At 71.5% G+C, this 18381-nt stretch carries 20 protein-coding genes; 10 read left to right on the plus strand and 10 right to left on the minus strand.

The genetic code is table 11. The features are described from left to right. Positions 1-200: 200 nt before the first annotated feature. The 4 genes from ACIA8F_RS13600 (at position 201) to ACIA8F_RS13615 (ending at position 3248) form a co-directional block, all read left to right on the plus strand. Positions 201-671: a Dps family protein gene (locus tag ACIA8F_RS13600; RefSeq protein ID WP_399378483.1), complete on the plus strand. Its 471-nt coding sequence runs from the start codon at positions 201-203 to the stop codon at positions 669-671. A 155-nt stretch (positions 672-826) separates the two neighbouring features. Beyond that, positions 827-1351 (plus strand): hypothetical protein, encoded by a 525-nt coding sequence (locus ACIA8F_RS13605; RefSeq protein WP_399378484.1) that lies wholly within the window; start codon positions 827-829, stop codon positions 1349-1351. Between the two features lie 107 nt (positions 1352-1458). Next, the gene (locus ACIA8F_RS13610) at positions 1459-2565 is read left to right on the plus strand and encodes a sensor histidine kinase (protein ID WP_399378485.1); all 1107 of its coding nucleotides are present in this window, start codon (positions 1459-1461) and stop codon (positions 2563-2565) included. Continuing rightward, positions 2562-3248, plus strand: coding sequence for a response regulator (locus ACIA8F_RS13615; protein WP_399378486.1), 687 nt, complete (start codon positions 2562-2564; stop codon positions 3246-3248). Before ACIA8F_RS13610 ends, ACIA8F_RS13615 begins: the two co-directional genes overlap by 4 nt. Positions 3249-3277: 29 nt before the next feature. Here ACIA8F_RS13615 and ACIA8F_RS13620 read toward each other — a convergent pair whose 3' ends face one another. Together ACIA8F_RS13620 and ACIA8F_RS13625 are read right to left on the minus strand one after the other, a co-directional pair. Further along, entirely contained in the window at positions 3278-3778 is a 501-nt protein-coding gene (locus tag ACIA8F_RS13620) for an SRPBCC family protein (RefSeq protein ID WP_399378487.1), read from the minus strand. 180 nt (positions 3779-3958) lie between these two features. Further along, on the minus strand, positions 3959-4546 hold the full coding sequence (locus tag ACIA8F_RS13625; protein ID WP_399378488.1) for a snapalysin family zinc-dependent metalloprotease: 588 nt from the start codon (positions 4544-4546) through the stop codon (positions 3959-3961). A gap of 371 nt (positions 4547-4917) precedes the next feature. On the opposite strand from ACIA8F_RS13625, the gene ACIA8F_RS13630 reads away from it, so the two are divergent. After that, positions 4918-6093 carry a hypothetical protein gene (locus ACIA8F_RS13630; protein ID WP_399378489.1) on the plus strand — a complete coding sequence of 392 codons (1176 nt, stop codon included), beginning with the start codon at positions 4918-4920 and terminating at the stop codon, positions 6091-6093. Positions 6094-6107: 14 nt separating this feature from the next. Here ACIA8F_RS13630 and ACIA8F_RS13635 read toward each other — a convergent pair whose 3' ends face one another. Continuing rightward, complete coding sequence (locus tag ACIA8F_RS13635; protein WP_399378490.1) at positions 6108-6425, minus strand: hypothetical protein; 318 nt, start codon at positions 6423-6425, stop codon at positions 6108-6110. Positions 6426-6566: 141 nt separating this feature from the next. Here ACIA8F_RS13635 and ACIA8F_RS13640 point away from each other — a divergent pair, with 141 nt between their 5' ends. After that, positions 6567-6830, plus strand: a complete 264-nt coding sequence (locus tag ACIA8F_RS13640) for a hypothetical protein (protein WP_399378491.1) — start codon at positions 6567-6569, stop codon at positions 6828-6830. A 26-nt stretch (positions 6831-6856) separates the two neighbouring features. Here the strand turns inward: ACIA8F_RS13640 and ACIA8F_RS13645 are convergent, their stop codons facing one another. The 3 genes from ACIA8F_RS13645 to ACIA8F_RS13655 all read right to left on the minus strand — a co-directional run bounded on the left by ACIA8F_RS13645 (position 6857) and on the right by ACIA8F_RS13655 (position 10617). Then, entirely contained in the window at positions 6857-7684 is an 828-nt protein-coding gene (locus ACIA8F_RS13645; protein ID WP_399378492.1) for a phosphatase PAP2 family protein, read from the minus strand. A gap of 85 nt (positions 7685-7769) precedes the next feature. After that, on the minus strand, positions 7770-8723 hold the full coding sequence (locus ACIA8F_RS13650; protein WP_399378493.1) for a YihY/virulence factor BrkB family protein: 954 nt from the start codon (positions 8721-8723) through the stop codon (positions 7770-7772). Between the two features lie 130 nt (positions 8724-8853). After that, complete coding sequence (locus tag ACIA8F_RS13655; protein WP_399378494.1) at positions 8854-10617, minus strand: diacylglycerol kinase family protein; 1764 nt, start codon at positions 10615-10617, stop codon at positions 8854-8856. A 158-nt stretch (positions 10618-10775) separates the two neighbouring features. Here ACIA8F_RS13655 and ACIA8F_RS13660 point away from each other — a divergent pair, with 158 nt between their 5' ends. After that, complete coding sequence (locus ACIA8F_RS13660) at positions 10776-11993, plus strand: phosphatidylserine/phosphatidylglycerophosphate/cardiolipin synthase family protein (protein WP_399378495.1); 1218 nt, start codon at positions 10776-10778, stop codon at positions 11991-11993. 73 nt (positions 11994-12066) lie between these two features. Here ACIA8F_RS13660 and ACIA8F_RS13665 read toward each other — a convergent pair whose 3' ends face one another. Both ACIA8F_RS13665 and ACIA8F_RS13670 read right to left on the minus strand, forming a co-directional pair. Beyond that, positions 12067-12285 (minus strand): ferredoxin, encoded by a 219-nt coding sequence (locus tag ACIA8F_RS13665; protein ID WP_399378496.1) that lies wholly within the window; start codon positions 12283-12285, stop codon positions 12067-12069. A gap of 5 nt (positions 12286-12290) precedes the next feature. Continuing rightward, positions 12291-13490 (minus strand): cytochrome P450, encoded by a 1200-nt coding sequence (locus ACIA8F_RS13670; RefSeq protein WP_399378497.1) that lies wholly within the window; start codon positions 13488-13490, stop codon positions 12291-12293. 110 nt (positions 13491-13600) lie between these two features. Here ACIA8F_RS13670 and ACIA8F_RS13675 point away from each other — a divergent pair, with 110 nt between their 5' ends. Further along, positions 13601-14218, plus strand: coding sequence for a TetR/AcrR family transcriptional regulator (locus ACIA8F_RS13675; RefSeq protein ID WP_399378498.1), 618 nt, complete (start codon positions 13601-13603; stop codon positions 14216-14218). On the opposite strand, the gene ACIA8F_RS13680 is transcribed toward ACIA8F_RS13675, so the two are convergent. Next, complete coding sequence (locus ACIA8F_RS13680) at positions 14181-14477, minus strand: ATP-binding protein (RefSeq protein WP_399378499.1); 297 nt, start codon at positions 14475-14477, stop codon at positions 14181-14183. The two genes, ACIA8F_RS13675 and ACIA8F_RS13680, sit on opposite strands and share 38 nt — an antisense overlap. Positions 14478-14608: 131 nt before the next feature. Then, positions 14609-15394, minus strand: coding sequence for a response regulator (locus ACIA8F_RS13685; RefSeq protein WP_399378500.1), 786 nt, complete (start codon positions 15392-15394; stop codon positions 14609-14611). Between the two features lie 114 nt (positions 15395-15508). Between ACIA8F_RS13685 and ACIA8F_RS13690 the strand changes: the two genes are divergently transcribed. Continuing rightward, the gene (locus ACIA8F_RS13690) at positions 15509-17116 is read left to right on the plus strand and encodes a CHASE3 domain-containing protein (RefSeq protein WP_399378501.1); all 1608 of its coding nucleotides are present in this window, start codon (positions 15509-15511) and stop codon (positions 17114-17116) included. Further along, positions 17113-18291 carry a PP2C family protein-serine/threonine phosphatase gene (locus ACIA8F_RS13695; protein ID WP_399378502.1) on the plus strand — a complete coding sequence of 393 codons (1179 nt, stop codon included), beginning with the start codon at positions 17113-17115 and terminating at the stop codon, positions 18289-18291. The genes ACIA8F_RS13690 and ACIA8F_RS13695 overlap by 4 nt, the downstream gene beginning before the upstream one ends. Positions 18292-18381: the final 90 nt, after the last annotated feature.

The following is an 18381-nucleotide window of genomic DNA, read 5'->3' on the forward strand; positions in this document are numbered from 1 at the left end:
GGACGCAGAGGGCGTGTCCGCATCGGGCCGCTCCGCACCCGGGGGCTGTACGCGGTCGGGCATTGGACCACCTCCGCGCCACTGAGTCCAGCGGCCGTAAGCCCCGACCACACGGACCCAATGGCCTGGTTTGCAAGCAAATCGCCGGGTAGGCGGCAGGGAGTTCGAAGCCAGCAACACCGAGGAATGGAGACACAGCCGTGTCCGTCGTAAAGAACACCCTCCCGGAAGCCGACACCAAGATCGTCGGTGAGGCGCTGCAGGGAGCCCTGGTGGACCTGGTCGACCTGTCGCTCGTCGCCAAGCAGGTGCACTGGAACGTGGTCGGCCCCCGCTTCCGCTCCGTGCACCTCCAGCTGGACGAGGTCGTCACCGCGGCGCGCACCCACTCCGACGTGGTCGCCGAGCGTGCCTCCGCCCTCGGGATCACCCCGGACGGCCGAGCCGCCACGGTGGCCTCGGCCGGCGCGATCACCGGCGTACCGGAGGGCTGGGTCAGGGACGTGGACGCCGTGCGCATCCTCGTCGACGCCCTCGGAACCGTCATCACCAGGATGCGGGAGCGCATCACGGCCACGGACAAGCCGGACCCGGTGACCCAGGACATCCTGATCGCCCTCACCGGTGAACTCGAGAAGCACCACTGGATGTTCACCGCCGAGAGCGCCTGATCAGGTCCGGCTCCCGGGACCGTTCTCGCGCGGAGGGTCCCGGGGCGCGGCGGCGAGGGGGGTACGGGGTGGAGTGAGGGGAGCCGTGGATCTCCACCCGGCTCTCCACCCCTGGGTCCAGGTGTCGGGAGCCGTTTCGCAGCAGGCTTGAGGGCATGACAACGACCGAGTGGATCACCGACATCGCCCTCCTCCTGATCGTCTTCCGGCAGCTTCGGGAAGGCCGCCTCGACCTCAAGACCTTCCTGATCCCGCTGGGCATCGTGGCCTTCGTGGCCTACTCCTACCTGGACACCATCCCCACCGCCGGCAACGACCTGGTGCTGATCGCGGTCCTGGTTGCCGTGGGCGCCGTGCTCGGCATCGCGGGCGGTGTCTACACCCGGGTCCGTACCGTCGGGGAGCACGTCCTGATCAAGGCCGGTGCAGTGGCGGCGGTCCTGTGGATCGTGGGCATGGGGGCGCGGATGGGCTTCCAGCTGTGGGTCGAGCACGGCGGCGGCGCCGCCGACGTCGCCCGGTTCAGCGCCGCGCACCAGATCACCAGCGACAAGGCCTGGGTGGCGGCGTTCGTCCTGATGGCACTCACCGAAGTGGTCACGCGGCTGGCGACGATCTTCATCCGGAGCCGCGGCCACCTGGTGACCCGCCCCGCGCCCGCGCTCAACCGTACGGTGTGACCGTGCAGTATCTTCTGCCCATGCCTCCGACGAAGACCCCTCCGCCTCCGGGAACGGCACCGTCCCCGGAGGCGGAGGTGCGTCCGGTTCCGGGACAGGACCCGAGGGTGCGGTGGGCCCTGACCCTGGCGGTCGTCGTCGTCGGAGCCGTGACGATCCGGCCCATGGGCTTCAGCGGCCGGGGGCTGGCCGGCGCCGTCCTCTTCGTGGTCAGCGTGGCCGCCCTGCTGGCCCGGGGCCTGCCCGAGAACGCAACGACCCAGCGGTTCGCCGGCGCCTGGCTGACCGGCGGGGTCATCGCCGCGGCCGCCCTGATCGGCGTCAGCAGCAGCGGTACGGCCTACCTCTTCGCGTTCTTCCTGGCCGGCCACGCCGGATACCGGCTGGAGACCAAGTGGGCCCTGGCGCTCGCGGGACTCTGCAGCGCGCTCTGCACCGGCGCCATCCTCCTCGGTGCCGGGCCGGGGCAGCAGCAGCTGCCGTGGCTGCTCGGCCTGGCCACCGGCACTCCGGTGCTGGTCGGCATCCTCAACCGCAGCCAGCGCCGGGCGGTGCGGGCGGCGCTCGCGGCGTCCGAGTCCGCCGAGCGCGCCGCCCGGGCCGAGGCGCGGACGGCCGTGCTGAGCGAACGCGGCCGGATCGCCCGGGACGTGCACGACGTGCTGGCGCACTCGCTGGCCGGGATCAACATGCAGCTGGAACTGGCCGACGCGTTGATCGACACCGGCGACCTGGAGAAGGTCCGGGAAGCCAATGCCAAGGCCCACGCGCTGGTCAGGGAAAGCCTGAAGCAGGCCCAGTGGACCGTGCACGCGCTGCGCGAGGACGCTTTGCCGCTCGTGGAGAGCCTGACCGCGATGGTCGGATCCGCGGGCGGCCACGCCGGCCTCACCGTGACCGGTACGGTACGTGAACTCCCCGCCCGGGTGACCCAGAACCTCCTGCGGATCGCCCAGGAGGCCCTGACCAACTCCGCCCGGCACGCGCCGGGGGGCGCCGTCCGCGTGGAGCTCGGGTTCGCTGCCGCATCGGTGACACTGGGGATCCACAACGGCCCCGGCACCCGCCCGGCCGACGCGGGGACGGGAAGCGGGATGGGCCTGATCGGAATGCGCGAACGCGTCGCACTGCTCAATGGAACCGTCACCGCCGGCCCGGTCACCGAAGGACCGGAGCAAGGCGGATGGCACGTGGAGGCGTTGATCCCGGGATGAGCGAACCGATCGAGGAACCCCGCAGGTTGAGGGTTGTCGTGGCCGACGACCAGGCCGCCGTCCGGGAGCCGCTCGCCGCGGTACTGGGCCTCGCCGAGGACATCGACGTGGTGGCGGCCGCCGCCGACGGGACGGAGGTGCTGGCGGCCGTCGCCGCCGGGCCGGTGGACGTCGTGCTGATGGACCTCAGGATGCCCGTCATGGACGGGATCGAGACGACCCGCCGGCTGGGCGAGCAGTACCCGCAGGTGGCGGTGGTCGTGCTCACCACCTTCGCCGACGACGAGTCGATCCTGGGCGCACTGGGCGCCGGAGCCCGCGGATACCTGACGAAGAACGCGGGACGCAAGGACATCACCCGCGCCATCCGGGCCGCCGCCGCGGGTCAGTCCGTACTCGACCGCGAAGTGCAGGACCGGCTGCTCGCCACCGTCAGGAGCACGGCCGCGGTCACGAACGCCCCCGCGCCGGGATCCGGATCCGCGCTGCCCGAGGACCTCACGCGCCGGGAACGCGAGGTCCTCGCGCTGATCGGCCAGGGGCTGCCCAACCGGGGGATCGCCGAGAAGCTCTTCGTCAGCGAGGCCACCGTGAAGACCCACATCAACAATCTCTTCGCCAAAGCAGGCATCCCGGACCGGGCGGCCGCCGTCCGGCGGGCCATCGAAGCGGGCCTGGCCTGATCGGCCGGTAAGGCAGCGACGTCGGCGATTCAGCCGGTTTCCAGGGCCTTCTTGAGGTTGCGCAGGGTCGTGCCGATGTTCCTGCGCTGGAAGTCGGCGAAGACGCTGCCGCGCGTCGCGACCCGGTCGAAGGCGTTCGCCACGAAGTCCGGCCACGACCGGCGGTCGTCGGTCCACGTCTCGGTCACCCGGGTTCCCTCCGGAACGGGCTCGAAGCGGTACTCCCAGGTGGCGATGGGACCGCGCAGCCGCGGCCGGGTGACACCGATGGCATGCACCCGGAAGCGGAACAGCCTGTCCTGTTCGAGGGCCGTCACGGTGCACCGGGTGGTCCAGCGGAAGGCGCCGCGTTTGTTGCGGCCGTCGAAGACCATCCCGACGCTCGGCTCGCCGGTGCCGTCGTGCACGGTGGCACCGAGGTTCTCCGGGCTCCACTCCCCCATCCGTGCGGGATCGGACACGCGCCGGTAGACCTCTGAGGGCCGGGCGTGGACGACGATGCTGTCGGAGACCGTCAGCGTACGAGGCATGGTTCCCCCTTCACGGGACCGGATGCTATCGCTCCGGCTCGCCCCGAGACTACCCCCCGGTAACCTCGTGTTCGGTTCGTCGGGTCTTCGGGGTCGCGCCCGTTCCGACAGGACCGCCTCCGCAAATGTGACGGCCACCCGTGGACGGCCGTGGGGTGGCTCCGTCCACGGGTACGCCGGTCAGGGGGCGTCGACGAGCACCCGGTTGCCGCTCGGCACGGCCGCCGCGAGGCCGTTCGCGTACGCGTTCTGCACGCGGGACCGCTCGGTCGCGTTGGGCACGGCGTTGGTGCAGGCCGTTCCGGCACTGGACCCTGACATCAGCTGGGAGCACGGCCCCGGCTTGGTGTCCGGGAGACCCAGGCTGTGGCCGAGCTCGTGGGCCGCGATGCGCGTCTTGTTGTACCCGTCGCTCACGGCCTGCGCGCCGAGTTCGACGCGTACCTGCCGCCCGGGGCGGACCGGACCGAGGGTGGCCTGCGGCCAGCCGGTGGTGGCCACGATGACGATCTCGGCCCGGACCCCGGGAGCGGCCTTCGTCAGCCGGACGTTGCCGACGTTCGCGTTCCAGGAAGCGACACCGGCCGTGATGGCCGCTTCCCAGCCGCCGGCCTGGCTGTCGTCATAACGGAGCGTCACCACCGCTGCGGAGGCGTCCGGTGCGGGCGCGGGTGCCGAGGTCACAGGTGCCGCGGTCGCGGCCGTCGCCGCCGCGAGAACCATCGCGGCGGCGGAGGTGCCGGCCTTCAGCCAGGTGCTCAGGGACATGGTCGTCTTCCTTCATGTGGGGGACCGGCCCCTCGACGGGGCCGGGGCCGTGGAGACGCCGCCGCCACCGCCCGCCTGTCGCCGCACGTTCGGGCAGCCGCCCCTCCGGAGCCCTAAGAACGTAGCCGCGAACCTCGCCCTTTGGTCATGCACCTGCCAGCCAGTTACGGCCGACACTCCAGCCGATGCCCGGTCAGCGGACGCTGCCGTTCAGACGGTTCGGCGCCACCCTGGGGCGGTGGCCGAGGGCGGAGGGCAGACCGAAGGAACCTGCACCATATGGCCGGTGTGTCCCGAAAAGATTGGATGTTGATCTGATGTAAACAATGATCGAATCACCCCCGGCGTCGCCCCCGAATAGGAGTCAGACGATGAGGCCACTGCGCCGCTCCCGCCAGGCCGCTACCTTGCTCGCCGCGCCCGCATGCGCCCTCACCCTCGCCGGCCTGGCCGCCGCCCCCGCTCACGCCGCCGGCATCAACGTCGCCTGCTCCCCCGCCGCCCTCGTCCAGGCCATCAACACGGCCAACAGCACCCCTGCCACGCCGGACACCCTCAACCTCGCCCGCGAGTGCACCTACACCTTCACTGAGCAGGTCGCCGGCCCCGGCCAGGCCGCGCTCCCCCAGATCACCAGCTCCATCACCATCAACGGGCACGACGCCACCATCACCCGCGACGACCGGACCGACAACGAGTTCCGCTTCTTCAGCCTCCCCCCTGCCACCGTGGCGAACCTGACGCTCCGGGACCTCGTCCTCATCAACGGCAGGGCCGGAGGAGGTACCCAAGGCGGCGCCATCCAGCTGGGATTCAACACCGTTGCTTCCCTCAGCAACACGCGTCTGATCGGCAACACCGCCGGCAACGGAGGCGGCGCCGTCAACAACAACAACGGGACCCTGCGCGTCGTGGGTTCCTACTTCAACGGCAACAACGCCGAAGCCGGGAACGGCGGTGCCATCCTGAGCAGCGGCACCACGCGCGTGGACCGGAGCGTCTTCACCAACAACTCCACCGGCCCCGACACCGGTGGCAACGGCGGAGCGATCTCGCACAGCAGCATCTCTTCACCCTTCGCGCTGGCAACGAGCGTCCTCACCGGCAACGAGGCACAGGGCCTGGGCGGGGCCATCCACACCAACACCTTCTCCGCGACCATCACCGACAGCCAGATCCGCGGCAACGACGCCAGAACGGGCGGGGGCATCGCCAACTTCGGCACGCTCACCACCAACGTCCAGACCAGCATCCGCGGCAACACCGCGAGCTTCTCCGGTGGCGGCATCTACAACTTCGGAACGCTCAGCACCCGCAACACCGACATCGACGGGAACGCCGTCACTCAAGGAACCGGCGGCGGCCTTCACAACCAGGGCGACGCGACGCTCAACGACTCCCGCGTCACCCGCAACACCTCGGCCCACGCCCCCGCCGGTCTCCACAACAACGGCGGGAACGTCACCCTCAACCACACCACGATCGCGGACAACAACCCCGGCAACTGCGATCCCTCGAACCCCGCTGCCGTGGGCTGTTCCCGGTAACGGGGCCGCCGCGTCTAGCCGGTGATCACACCGGGCGGCGGTGGAGGGAGCGGCGGCGTACTCGGGAAGGTCGGAGTCCCCCCAGGGAGCGGACCCGTCCCCTGCCCTCCCGCGGTGCTCCCGCAGTACGCGTCCGCGACCGCGGTCAGCGCCGGGGCAACCCCGGGAGGCATCTCGTTGACGGTGCCCGACGCCGGGAAACCGAGCGAGACCATCAACTGTTTCAGCGCCACGACCATGGGTGCGGGAAGTCTGTCCAGTGCGGCGATGATCTGCTCGCCATCGGAAATGCCGTCCAGGGAGACGTTCCCCGTCCGTGTGTCGTCTGCCATCGTCCATGCCTTCCAAGGGGTGGGCGGCTCGTTGCCTCGCTTCTGCTCACCCGCAGGAATTCCATGCGGAGATGCGGCCGGACGGGGCCGCGGTGCGAGGCCCAGGGTGACGTCCGGGCCCCGTGCGGCGTTGTTTCGGGCATGGACGAGACCCTGGAACTCCTGGACGTGCTGCTCGACGGGGTGACCGAGCCGCGCCTGAAGCTGATCAGCGCGGACGAGGCACGGGCGTTGATGGTGCTCCTCGGGCTGCTCGACGACACGGAGCCGCCCGAGGACGTACGCCGGGCCGTCGTCGAGATGAGGTCCCGGCTCGGATCCCGGCTCGGATCCCCCCTCGCATCCCCGCTCGCATCCCCCCTCGCATCCCCGCTCGCATCCCCCCTCGCATCCCGCCTCGGCTGACCCGGGTCGCGGCGCAGGAACCCCGCTCACGCGGCGGCGGAGCCGGTGGGGCCTTCCGTTCCTGCCGGGGACGCTTCGGGTTCGGGGTCCGTGAGTTCCGGTTCCAGGCCCTCGGTGACCGTCGTGGGACGGCGTCCGGTGTCGGCCCGCCAGGCTTCGAAGACCAGTGTCGTCGCGGTGACCACGGCGAGCCCCAGGAGCCAGCCGCCGACGACGTCGCTGACCCAGTGGACCCCCAGGGCCACGCGCGTGTAGCCGACGCCCACCACGGTGATCAGCGCGAGCACCCAGGGCAGCGGGCGCCACTTGGGCGGCACCATGGGCAGCAGGACGAGCAGCAGGACGGCGCAGGAGGTCGTCGCCGTCATCGCGTGCCCGGAAGGGAAGGAGAAGCCGGGCGCGTGGGCCACGGGATCCGGCAGGTGCGGGCGGGCACGCTCCACGGCGGTCTTGGCCAGAAGCCCGATCAGGCCGCCCGCGACCGCCGTGACCCCGGCCCAGGCCGCGAGCCGCCAGGCCCGCCGGCTCACGAGCCACGCCACGAGCACGGCCACCAGCAGGCGCATGGTCACCGGATCCCACACCGCCTCCGAGAGGATGCGCAGGAAGCGCACCGCCTCGGGGTGGGCGAGGGCGGAGGCGTGCAGGTGCTCGGCGGTCGCCCGGTCCAGCCGGTGCAGCGGAGGCCATTGGGACTCCACCAGGACCAGGGCGAGCGCGAAGGGCACGGAGGCCAGGGCGGTCGCGGCCGCGGCGAGCAGGAGTCTCGCGCCGAAGGTGGCGTCCGGCCCGGCGTGCCGCTTCAGCAGGCTCCGCAAGGGGCGTCGTCGGGGACCTTCTGTGCGCCGTGCCATGGTGCCGGGTTCCTTTCGTGGGCCGGTGGCGGACTCCGGCCGCCGATGAGGGGTCGAGGGACGAAGGAGGGGGCCGGTGGGGGCTTCAGACGCCGGGGTCGGCCGTGACCGGCTCGTGCACGCCCGCCCGTACCGCTTCCAGCTGGGCTGCGAAGGAGAGTCCGAGGAAGAGCGCCATCGAGGTGAGGTAGGACCAGAGCAGCAGCGACACGATCGCGCTGAGGGGCCCGTAGACACTGGTGAACGAGCTGCTTTCGCTGATGTAGAAGCTCAGGCCCCAGGTCGCCAGGATCCACAGCACCAGGTAGACCACGGCCCCGAAGGCCAGCCAGGTGTAGCCGGGCTGACGGCGGCGCGGGGAGAGGCGGAAGATCGCGCTGGTGGCGAGGACGGCGAGCAGGATGCCGACGGGCCAGCGCAGCACCTCCCAGGCCCGCACCGTGGCGGGAGAGAGCCGGTAGACCTCGCCCAGTGCGTGGGTGAGGTGGGTGCCGATCACGGTGAGGATGAAGCTGAGGCCGAGGGGCAGGCCCGCGAGCGCCGACATCACCAGGCCGCGGGTGTACTTCCCGAGGAAGGGCCGGTCCCGCTCGTTGCCGTATATCCGGTTGGCTCCCCGTTCGACCTGGCACAGGCTCGTGGTGACGTTGACCAGTGAGAACAGCAGGCCCAGCCACAGTGCGGCCTGGCCGCCGTCGCCGGCGTGACGTCTGCTCTCGCTGAGCGCATCGTCCACGACGGCCTGGCCGGGCCCGCTGGTCAGGCCGCGGATGGTGAGCTCGATGACGCGGCCCGCGTCCTCGGTGTGCAGGACGCCGGACAGCCCGACGGCGGCGATGGCCAGCGGGACGATGGACAGGACCGTCTGGAGGGCGAGCGCGCGGGCGTGGCTGAAGCCGTCCGCGTAGCGGAACCGCACGAAGGAGTCGCGTGCGAGGTGCCAGCCGCCGTAGCGCCGCAGCGCCGTCCACGCCTCGTCGGCGGACAGTTCCTCACCGCTGACGTCGTGCTGCTGCGGTACCCGCCGCGCCGTGCCCATCGCGTTCCTGCCTTCTCGTGGAGCCTACGAAACCTGCGGATCCGTCCCGGACCCGTCTGACCCGGGGAACCAGCCCGCCCCGGCCCGCCGGGTGTACAGGGCCCGGAACCCGTACGCGGACGGCCCCGCCTCAAGGCGTCGGGCCGGAAACCGACGGAAGGGGCGCGGCCCGGTCGGAGCGCGCACCGGCCTCCTCGGCGGTGTCGGGAGCCCCGGGTGCGCGGGGCAGGTACATCCTGAGGGCGCCCGGTTCGACCTCCGCGGTGAGGCGGAGGCCGTCGCGCACGGCGTCGCCGTCCAGTTCGCGCGGCTGGGGCGCGGCGCAGCGGACCTCGATCCGGGTGGCGGTGAAGTACTCCAGCGCTCCCCCGGCTTCGTGGTGCCCCGCCGTCCCGCCGCCGGGCTCCCCGACGGCCTCCGCTCCGGTGGGCGCCGGTCCGCCGCGGCCCAGGAGGCGCGAGGCGAGGTGGCCGGCCGCGGTGAACCATCCGGCCGGGCCCTGCGGGTCGAACAGCACCACCTCCAGGCGTCCGCTGTCCGGCCGGGCCGTCGGCAGGAGCGGCAGGCCGCCCTGGAGGGTGCCCACGTTTCCGATGACGACCATGCGGGCGGTGCGCCGCCGGCGGCGGCCGCCGTCGATGCGCACCGTCAGCCGCACACCGGGATCGTTCAGGTGCCGCACTGCCGACAGGACGTACGCGGCCCAGCCCATGTGCGACTTGAGCCGCGGGGAGGCGTCCCGGACCATGGCGGCGTCGAACCCGGCGCCGGCCATGACGGTGAACCGGGTCGGTGCGAGGCCGTCTCCGCGGACCCGGCCGACGTCGATGCCGAAGCTGTCGCCGGCCAGGGACGCTTCGAGGGCGTCGACCGGGTCCATCGGGAGCCCGAGGTTGCGGGCGAAGAGGTTGCCGGTGCCGCAGGGCACCAGGGCCAGCGGGGTCCCGGTGCCGGCCAGGACGTCGGCGCAGGCGCGCAGGGTGCCGTCGCCCCCGCAGACCACCACGAGGGCGGGCCGGACGGCGGTGAGTTCCTCGGCCAGGGTGCCGCAGGCGCGTTCGGCGGAGGTCGGGATCCAGTGCACGTCGCGGTAGCCGTGGCCGCGGAGCACGGCGTCCAGCCGGCCCGCGAGCTGTTCGGGGCAGCCGTGCGGGTGGCGCACCACGATGACGGGATCGTCGGTGCGAGTGGCCGGGACCGGGACGGGCCGCTCGGTGCGGGCCGGTGCCGGGGTGGATCCGCGCCCGTACAAGAGCGCGAACCCGATGATCAGCAGGGTGGCCGTGCCGTTGATCAGGCCGCCGACGACGTCGCTGGCGTAGTGCATGCCCCGGTACATCCGCGCCAGGGCGACGGCCGCGGGCATCAGGAACAGTGCTCCCGCCACGGCGTGCCGCCAGGGGCCGCGCATCCGCAGCACGGCGATGACGGCGAGGCCCCCGTAGAGGGCGACGGACGCCCCGACGTGTCCGGAGGGGAAGCTCGACGTCGGCGGCGCCACGTCCAGGTGCGGTACGTCGGGACGGGGGCGGTCGACGAAGGAGGTCACCAGCAGGAACACCGCCGACTGCACGGCGACGGAGGCTCCGAGGAAGAGCGCTTCGGTCCGGAGCGGCCGGCGGGGAAGCACGAGCAGGCCGACGATGCAGACCAGCGTCACGCCGATGACCACCTGCGTGCTCGCCAGCAGGGAGAAGAACTCCGAGACCGCGTTGCCGACTTCACCGCGGCGCTCCACCAGGTCCCGGCTGGCCGAGCCCTCCTCCGACAGCGGCGGGCTGCCGGCCGCCGGCCCGGTGACCAGGCGTCCCAAGCCGACCATGAGGGCGGCCTGGACGGGGAGGAGGAGCAGCGGCCACGCACCGCGCACCGAGGGACCTCGACTTCTTTTCATGAGGTGCTTGTGGCCCGTCGGGGCCCGATGATGCGCGGAGCGCGGGCCGAACCGGCCCGAAGTTGTGCTCGGCGCGGGTGAGCCCGGTCCCGGGGGAGGATCCCCGGAACCGTCGGATAGGGTCCTGAGCGCCAATGACCCGATCGAGGAGTGCCGGTATGACTGACAGTACGCAGCGGATCAGCGGTGCCACCGCTGCGGCGGCCGACGGCAGCGACACGGACGAACGGATCCGCCGCATACGCCGGCGTCTGGAGCGGCTCATCGGCATCGCCGCGACCGAGGGCAACAGCGTGCGGCCCCTGCGCAACGGGGATGCGATCTTCACCGCGATGCTGGACGCGATCAGCGGTGCCCGGCACACCGTCGACATGATGACCTTCGTCTACTGGCGGGGCGACATCGCCCGGCGTTTCGCGGACGCGCTGACCGACCGGGCACGTGCGGGAGTCCGGGTGCGGCTGCTGCTGGACGGCTTCGGCAGCCGCCTGATAGAGCAGGACCTCCTGGACCGGATGACCGGGGCCGGAGTGGAGGTCGCCTGGTTCCGCAAGCCGCTCCTCCTCTCGCCGCTCAAGCAGAACCACCGCTGCCACCGCAAGGTCCTCGTGGTCGACGAGCAGACGGCCTTCACCGGAGGCGTCGGCATCGCCGAGGAATGGTGCGGTGACGCCCGCAACCCCAAGGAGTGGCGCGATACACACGTCGAGGTCCAGGGGCCCGCCGTCGACGGCATCGCGGCCGCCTTCGCCCAGAACTGGGCGGAGTGCCACACGGAACTCTTCGACGAGCGCGACCGGTTCGTCAGCCACGAGCCCAGTGGGGACGCCATCGTGCAGGTGGTGCGCGGTTCGGCCAGTTTCGGCTGGCAGGACATGCAGACACTGATGCGCGTGGTCCTGGAGTCGGCCGAGGTGCGGGTGCGGCTGGCGACCGCCTACTTCGCCCCCGACACCTACTTCATCGACCTGCTCTGCGCCACGGCACGCCGCGGCGTGGAGGTGGAGATCCTCCTTCCCGGGCCCCATACGGACAAGCGGGTGTGCCAGCTCGCCGGCCAGCACCACTACGAGGCACTGGTCTCCTGCGGGGTGCGCATCTTCCAGTACCAGCCGACGATGATGCACGCGAAGATCCTGACCATGGACGGCGTGGTGTCCCTGGTCGGCTCCACGAACTTCAACCGCCGCTCCCTCGACCACGACGAGGAGGTCATGCTGGCCGTCATGGACGCCAAGTTCACGGCCGTCCTCGACGGGCACTACGACGAAGACCTCAAGGCCAGCGAACTGATCCGCCCGGACCGCTGGAAGCGCCGTTCGGTACTGCAGCGCGCCCGGGAGACCGCGGTGCTGCCCATCCGCCGCTACCTGTAGCCCCGGAGCCGCATCCGCCCGGGCCGACCGCGCAGATGCGTCCGGCCCGGGCGGTGCGGCGGGGGCAGCCCCATCAGTCCGGTCGCGGACCGATCTCTTCGGTGCCGTCGAGGACCGTGATGGCCTGGGCGGGGCACATGTCGGCCGCGTCCAGGACCCGTTCATCGGGCGGGGTCCCGTCCTCCCGGGGGCGTGCCAGGTCCTCGTCCAGTACGAACACCTCCGGGGCCGACCCCGCGCAGATGCCCGATCCCTGACAGAGCTGCCGGTCGACCCGTACCGTCCACGTCACGGCCTTCACCACGCGACCGGCATGACGCGCGGGCCGCGCACCAGCATCTCGGTCTTCCAGGTGACGTCGCCCGCGAGCCGAAGTCCGGGGAAGCGGTGCAGGAGCGTGCCCAGGGCCTCCTGAAGCTCCATGCGGGCCAGCGGGGCTCCGAGGCAGTGGTGGGCGCCGTGGCCGAAACCGAGGTGCTGGCCGGCCGGACGCTCGATGTCCAGCACTCCGGGCGCGGTGAACCGCAGTGCGTCGCGGTTGGCCGCGCCCGTGGCCACCACCACCGGATCCCCGGCGCTGACCAGGGTGCCGCCGACCTCGATGTCCTCCGTGGCGTACCGGGCCTGGCTCGCGCCGCTGCCCAGCGGGACGAACCGCAGCAGTTCCTCCACCGCGTTCGTGATCAGGGCCGGGTCCTTCCGGAGCAGCGCCAGCTGCTCCGGGTGGTCGAGGAGGGTGAGGACGAAGTTGGGGATCTGGGAGGCCGTCGTCTCGTGGCCGGCGACGAGTACGGCCACGCAGAGGTCGACGAGTTCCAGCTCCGAGAGGCGGTCGCCGTCCGCCTCGCGGGCATTGATGAGGGCCGTCATCAGATCGTCCTGCGGGCTGCGGCGGTGCAGGTCGATCAGGCCCGCCATGTAGGCGCGCAGCTCCTCGCGGTTGGCATGGAACTGCTCGGCGGTGAGCGAGCTCGTCGACAGGGCGGCGTCGCTCCACACCCGGAATCGCGGCCGGTCCTCGACCGGCACGCCGAGCAGGCGGCAGATCACGGCGACCGGGACGGGCAGCGCGTACCGGTCGACGAGATCGGCCGGAGGCCCCGCCGCCTCGAGTTCGTCGAGCAGCCCGGTGGCCAGTGCGCGTACCTGGGGCCTGAGCTTCTCGACCTGGCGGACGGTGAACGCCTTGGCGACCAGGGACCGCAGCCGCGTGTGGTCGGGCGGGTCCATGCCCAGGATTCCCGCGTCGGTGCGGCCCTCGGACTGGCGGGGCTCGTCACGCTCGGCGCCCATCGCCCGGCTGAACCGCGGGTCGCCCAGCACGAGGCGCGCATCTGCGTAGCGGGTGACCAGCCAGGCCGCTTCCCCGTAGGGCAGCTGCACGCGTAACAGGCCGGGGCGCCGGCGCGTGCGCTCGTACTCCTCGGCGAGCCCCAGTCCTTCGGGGGTGTTGAAGGGATAGGCGAAGGGAGTGCTCTCGGTCCCGGTCCTCGTCACGTCGGCCTCCTGGGTTGTAAGCAGCTGCTTACAACGCTAGGACCGGGCACCCGGCCGGTCAACGACGCTTTGTGGCCGTTATCCTGACGGGCCTTCCGAGAGGACCACCTGTGAACGAATCGCCCCGGCCGCAGCCCGCCGAGCGGCCCCGCAACGCCGCGGCCACCCGGCTCAGGCTGCTCGAGGCGGCCGCCGACCTGTTCGCGGAGCGTGGCTACGAGCGCACCACGGTGCGGGCCATAGCCGAGCGGGCCGGAGCCAACCAGGCCCTGCTGTTCCGCTACTTCGGCTCCAAGCACGGGCTGCTCACGGAGGTCGTGGCCAAGGGGAGCCTGGAGCAGCTGCGCGCGACCGCGCCCGAGGAGCTGTTCGAGACCGCCCTGCGCTCGATCCTGACCCGGAGCGCCCCTGGGGCCGACCGCTCCCTGGAGGTGTACCTGCGGTCCGTCGGCCGGGGGGACGAGGCCGGCGGAACGCTGCGGGAGCTCGGCGGGGAGTACCAGAAGGTGCTGGCCGGGCTCGCGCCGTCGGGGGACGGAGCCCTGCGTGCGGATCTGGCCATGGCCTGGCTTCTGGGCATCGGCCTCATGCGGACGGTCGCCGCGCGCGAGCCCCTCGCCGGGGCGGACCCCGACGCGGTGTGCCGGCTCGTCCTGGGCACCCTCGCCTCGTTCTGGACCGCCCCGGAATCTACGCGGCCGGAGCGCCCAGAGGAAGGTGGGCGGTGATCGTCTTCCCCTCGCGGCCGGTCCGGATCTCCGTACGGTGGGCGAGCTTGTTGACCAGGAGCCAGCCGAAGCCTCCCGGCGTCGACGCCGGAGTGCCCGGTGAGACGGGCAGCAGCGGGGAGGCGTCCGAGACCTCGACGGCAACGGCGTCCGGGAGGCACCGGACACGGAAGCCGGTGACCCCGCCCGCATGACGGATCGCGTTGGTCACCAGCTCGGCGACCACCGTCAGCACGTCGTCCAGGACCCGCTCCCCCACGTCCTGGGCAGCGAGAACCTCCCGGGCGACCCGTCGGGCATCCGCAGATCTGAGGCCCGTCACGTGACCCGATGGCCCTGTTGTCACAGCTCCACTGCCCCCTCTCGCCTCTGCGGACCACATCCCTCGGATCAGATGCGGGGGCGCGTCGCCGTGTCGAGGTAGAACGCGTCGATGCTCTGGACCGCCTTCTCGAATTCCTCGAGGTTGACCGGCTTGGTGACGTACGCGTTGGCGTGCCCGCTGTAGGCGCCGACGATGTCGTCGGGTGCGGAGGAGGTCGTCAGGACGACCACGGGGATGGTCTGGAAGGCCTCGTCGTTCTTCAGGACGCGGAGCAGGTCCCGGCCGTTCATGCGCGGCATGTTGAGGTCGAGGACGATCAGATCGGGGCGGACGGCGCCGGGGGCACGCAGGTGTTCCAGCGCGGCGACGCCGTCGGTGACCTGGACCAGGTTGCGGGCTCCGCGCTCGGAGAGTGCTTCCTCGATGAGCAGGGCGTCGGCCATGTCGTCCTCGACCAGGAGAACGTCGAAGGGCCGGGCGGGGGTGGTCATCATCGGATGCTCCATGGGTGCTTCGTCGGAGTGGTGGAAGAGTCCCGGCCAGCGGCGCCGTGCACCCTGACGGGTCATGCCGCATGCGGCGCCCAGTTGCGGGTATCCGGCTCCTGCGCGGGCCGCGGCGGCGGCCGCCTCGCGCTGGAGGCGTTCCGTCGCCTTCTGGAGATGATCCAGTAGGTGCAGCAGGGCCAGCGCCGCCGCCGGCCCTTGCGGAACGGGCTCTTGCGGTGCCGGATGGTCGGGGGTTTGGAGCAGTTGCAGGGCGAGATGTCTGGCAAGGCCGGCGACTGCCGCATCCGCGGCGGCGGCCGTCTCCTGCGGGTCGGTCCGCAAAACGAAGTTCTTGCCTGGCATACCGGGCACCTTAGGCCCAAGATCTACCCGCGACAACATGAGTTGTCGTCCTGCCTCTAGAGTATGCGGGCCGCACCCCCTTCAGGGCGGCCCCGTTCCGGAGGAGTGGACAGCATGAGCGGCGATCAAGGGCTTCCGCCCGCGCGGAAGCTTGCCACCTGGACGACCAGGCGCTGGCTGCGCGTGGGCGTGGCCGCAGCCTCGGTGGTACTGATCCTCCTCGGGTCGGCCGGAGCGTGGGTGCTCGGACGTACGGCCTCGCTGACCAAGGAGCTCGTGGACACGCGCTCCCCCGCACTGACGCTCTCGTTCCGCCTCGAGTCGGCCATGCTCAACCAGGAGACCGGGGTCCGCGGCTACGGCCTCACCGGCGTCCCCGATTTCCTCGAGCCCTACCGCCAGGGGATCGCCGACGAGCAGGCGCACTCCGCGCGGCTGCGGGAACTGCTCCGCGACGACCGTGCCGGCATGAAGGACCTGGATGCCGTCCAGAGTGCGGTGGAGAGGTGGCAGGAGCGGATCGCCCGGCCCATCGCCGCCTCACCGGCGGGCGCGCCTTCCCCGCTGGGCGCGGAACGCGCCGATGAGGGCAAGACCACCTTCGACGCCGTACGCGCGGCCATGGCCGCGCAGCAGGAACAGCTGCGCGCCGTCCGGATGCAGTCGAGGGACGACCTGATGGCTACGATGGCCCTGCGGAACTGGCTGTTCGCCACGATCGCCGGAGTGATCACCCTGCTGGCGGTCCTGATCTTCGAGGCGCTGCGCCGGGGCATCACAGCGCCCCTGGGACAGCTCGGGGCGGACGCGCGGGCCATCGCCGGGGGTGATTTCGACCACCCCATCACCCCGACCGGTCCCGCGGACCTGCGGCGGCTCAGTGCGGAGATCGACTTCATGCGCCGGCGTCTCGTCCGGGAGCTCGCCTTCACCGAGGAGGCCCGCCAGCGTCTCGACGCCCAGGCCGCCGACCTCCAGCGGTCCAACGCCGAGCTGGAGCAGTTCGCCTACGTCGCCTCGCACGACCTGCAGGAACCCCTGCGCAAGGTCTCCAGTTTCACGCAGCTCCTGCAGCGGCGGTACGGCGGGCAGCTCGACGCCAAGGCCGACCAGTACATCGAGTACGCCGTCGACGGTGCGAACCGCATGCAGACCCTGATCAACGACCTCCTCGACTTCTCCCGCGTCGGCCGGGTCCACCACGACGCCCAGGACGTCGACCTCGACAAGGTGCTCGCGCGGACCTTGTCGGCGCTGGAGGTGAGCATCGAGGAATCCGGTGCCACGATCACCTCGGACTCCCTGCCGACGATCGCCGCCAACCCCACGCAGATGGGCATGCTCTGGCAGAACCTGATCGGCAACGCCGTCAAGTTCCACCGCCCCGGGCAGGCCCCCGTGATCCACGTCACCGCCGCCAGGGAGGACGACCTGTGGCGGTTCACGGTGACCGACAACGGCATCGGCATCGAGCCCGAGTACGTCGAGAAGGTCTTCGTGATCTTCCAGCGGCTCCATACCAAGGACGTCTACAGCGGCAGCGGCATCGGCCTGGCCATGTGCAAGAAGATCGTCGAGTTCCAGGGCGGCAGCATCGGCATCGATCCCGGACACCGCGACGGCACCCGCGTCACCTTCACCCTCGCGCCCCAGCCCCCGCAGAGCCCGGGCCCGTCCCGGCTGCCGGAGGCGACGCGCGCCGGCACGGAGCTGCAGCCATGACCGAAACGCCGGCCGGCGCCACCGGGGCGGCCTACCGCATCCTGCTCGTCGAGGACGACGCGGGTGACGCCCTCATCGTCGAGGAGCTCCTCGAGGACACCGGGCTCCGGTTCGAGCTGATCACGCGGACGAGCTTGGACGAGGCCCGCACCGAACTCACCCGCAGCCCCGTCGACTGCATCCTCCTGGACCTGCACCTCCCGGACATCTCCGGCACCAAGGCGGTCACCACCGTGCGGGACCTGGCCCCGCACACGGCGGTCATCGTCCTGACGGGACTGTCCGAAGCGCAGGCGGGCACCGACGCCATGGCCGCCGGAGCCCAGGACTACCTGGTCAAGGGCAAGGTCGACGCGGATCTGCTGCTCCGCACCGTGCGCTACGCCATCTACCGCAGCGAGACCGAACGCGTCAGCGCGGAGGCCCAGGCCGTTCGCCTCCGCGCGGAGGAGAACGCCCGCCTCGAACGCGGCCTGCTGCCACAGCCGATCCTGGGCACGTCGGCCATATCCGTGACCACGCGCTATCTCCCCGGCGCCAAGAGCGCACTGCTCGGAGGCGATTTCCTCGACGTGGTGGAGGAGGGCGACGGCCTGCTGCACGCCGTGGTCGGCGATGTCAGCGGACACGGCCCGGACGCCGCCGCCCTCGGCGTCTGCCTCCGCATCGCATGGCGTTCCCTCGTCCTCGGCGGCCACCGCGGCACCGAACTGCTGCACCTCATGGAGCGCCTCCTCGTCGCCGAACGCGGCAGCCTCCCGCTGTTCGCGACCTGCGCCCTCCTGACCCTCGACCAGAACGCCCGTACCGCCACCCTTCACCTCGCCGGTCACCACGAGCCCCTCCTCACCACCGCTGAGGGCACCCACGAGCTCCGCGCGACCCACGGCATCGCCCTGGGCGTCGCTCCGCAACTCGGCAACTGGCAGCCCACCGTCATCCCGCTCCCGCGCTCCGGCGCGCTCACCCTCTACACCGACGGACTCACCGAGGGGCACAACGGCTCCGCTCCCGGCCGACTCGAAGTCGGCGGGCTGCTCAGCCTCATCGAGAGCCTGCCCCCGGCCGACCCCGCCGCCTTCATCGACCGCCTCATCAAGGAGGCCCAGACCCTCAACGCCGGCCGGCACACCGATGACCTCGCCGTCCTGCGCCTCGACTGGGGCGCCCCCTAAAGGTTGTTTCAGAAGGTCCGTCTTATGCAGGCCGGAGTGGTGATTGACCTGCTGTTTCACCGTGTCATGGCGAGGTTGTGCATGGTGGCG

The sequence above is a fragment of the Streptomyces sp. NPDC051563 genome, from assembly GCF_044454225.1.
GTDB lineage: Bacteria > Actinomycetota > Actinomycetes > Streptomycetales > Streptomycetaceae > Streptomyces.

What these genes read in the sequence shown, in the direction of transcription:
- ACIA8F_RS13690 (WP_399378501.1), top strand. Translation starts at nt 15,509, where the DNA reads ATGAGCGGCGATCAAGGGCTTCCGCCCGCGCGGAAGCTTGCCACCTGG.
- ACIA8F_RS13655 (WP_399378494.1), bottom strand. Translation starts at nt 10,617, where the DNA reads ATGAAAAGAAGTCGAGGTCCCTCGGTGCGCGGTGCGTGGCCGCTGCTC.
- ACIA8F_RS13635 (WP_399378490.1), bottom strand. Translation starts at nt 6,425, where the DNA reads ATGGCAGACGACACACGGACGGGGAACGTCTCCCTGGACGGCATTTCC.
- ACIA8F_RS13650 (WP_399378493.1), bottom strand. Translation starts at nt 8,723, where the DNA reads ATGGGCACGGCGCGGCGGGTACCGCAGCAGCACGACGTCAGCGGTGAG.
- ACIA8F_RS13695 (WP_399378502.1), top strand. Translation starts at nt 17,113, where the DNA reads ATGACCGAAACGCCGGCCGGCGCCACCGGGGCGGCCTACCGCATCCTG.
- ACIA8F_RS13620 (WP_399378487.1), bottom strand. Translation starts at nt 3,778, where the DNA reads ATGCCTCGTACGCTGACGGTCTCCGACAGCATCGTCGTCCACGCCCGG.
- ACIA8F_RS13630 (WP_399378489.1), top strand. Translation starts at nt 4,918, where the DNA reads ATGAGGCCACTGCGCCGCTCCCGCCAGGCCGCTACCTTGCTCGCCGCG.
- ACIA8F_RS13605 (WP_399378484.1), top strand. Translation starts at nt 827, where the DNA reads ATGACAACGACCGAGTGGATCACCGACATCGCCCTCCTCCTGATCGTC.
- ACIA8F_RS13660 (WP_399378495.1), top strand. Translation starts at nt 10,776, where the DNA reads ATGACTGACAGTACGCAGCGGATCAGCGGTGCCACCGCTGCGGCGGCC.
- ACIA8F_RS13645 (WP_399378492.1), bottom strand. Translation starts at nt 7,684, where the DNA reads ATGGCACGGCGCACAGAAGGTCCCCGACGACGCCCCTTGCGGAGCCTG.
- ACIA8F_RS13625 (WP_399378488.1), bottom strand. Translation starts at nt 4,546, where the DNA reads ATGTCCCTGAGCACCTGGCTGAAGGCCGGCACCTCCGCCGCCGCGATG.
- ACIA8F_RS13640 (WP_399378491.1), top strand. Translation starts at nt 6,567, where the DNA reads ATGGACGAGACCCTGGAACTCCTGGACGTGCTGCTCGACGGGGTGACC.
- ACIA8F_RS13615 (WP_399378486.1), top strand. Translation starts at nt 2,562, where the DNA reads ATGAGCGAACCGATCGAGGAACCCCGCAGGTTGAGGGTTGTCGTGGCC.
- ACIA8F_RS13685 (WP_399378500.1), bottom strand. Translation starts at nt 15,394, where the DNA reads ATGCCAGGCAAGAACTTCGTTTTGCGGACCGACCCGCAGGAGACGGCC.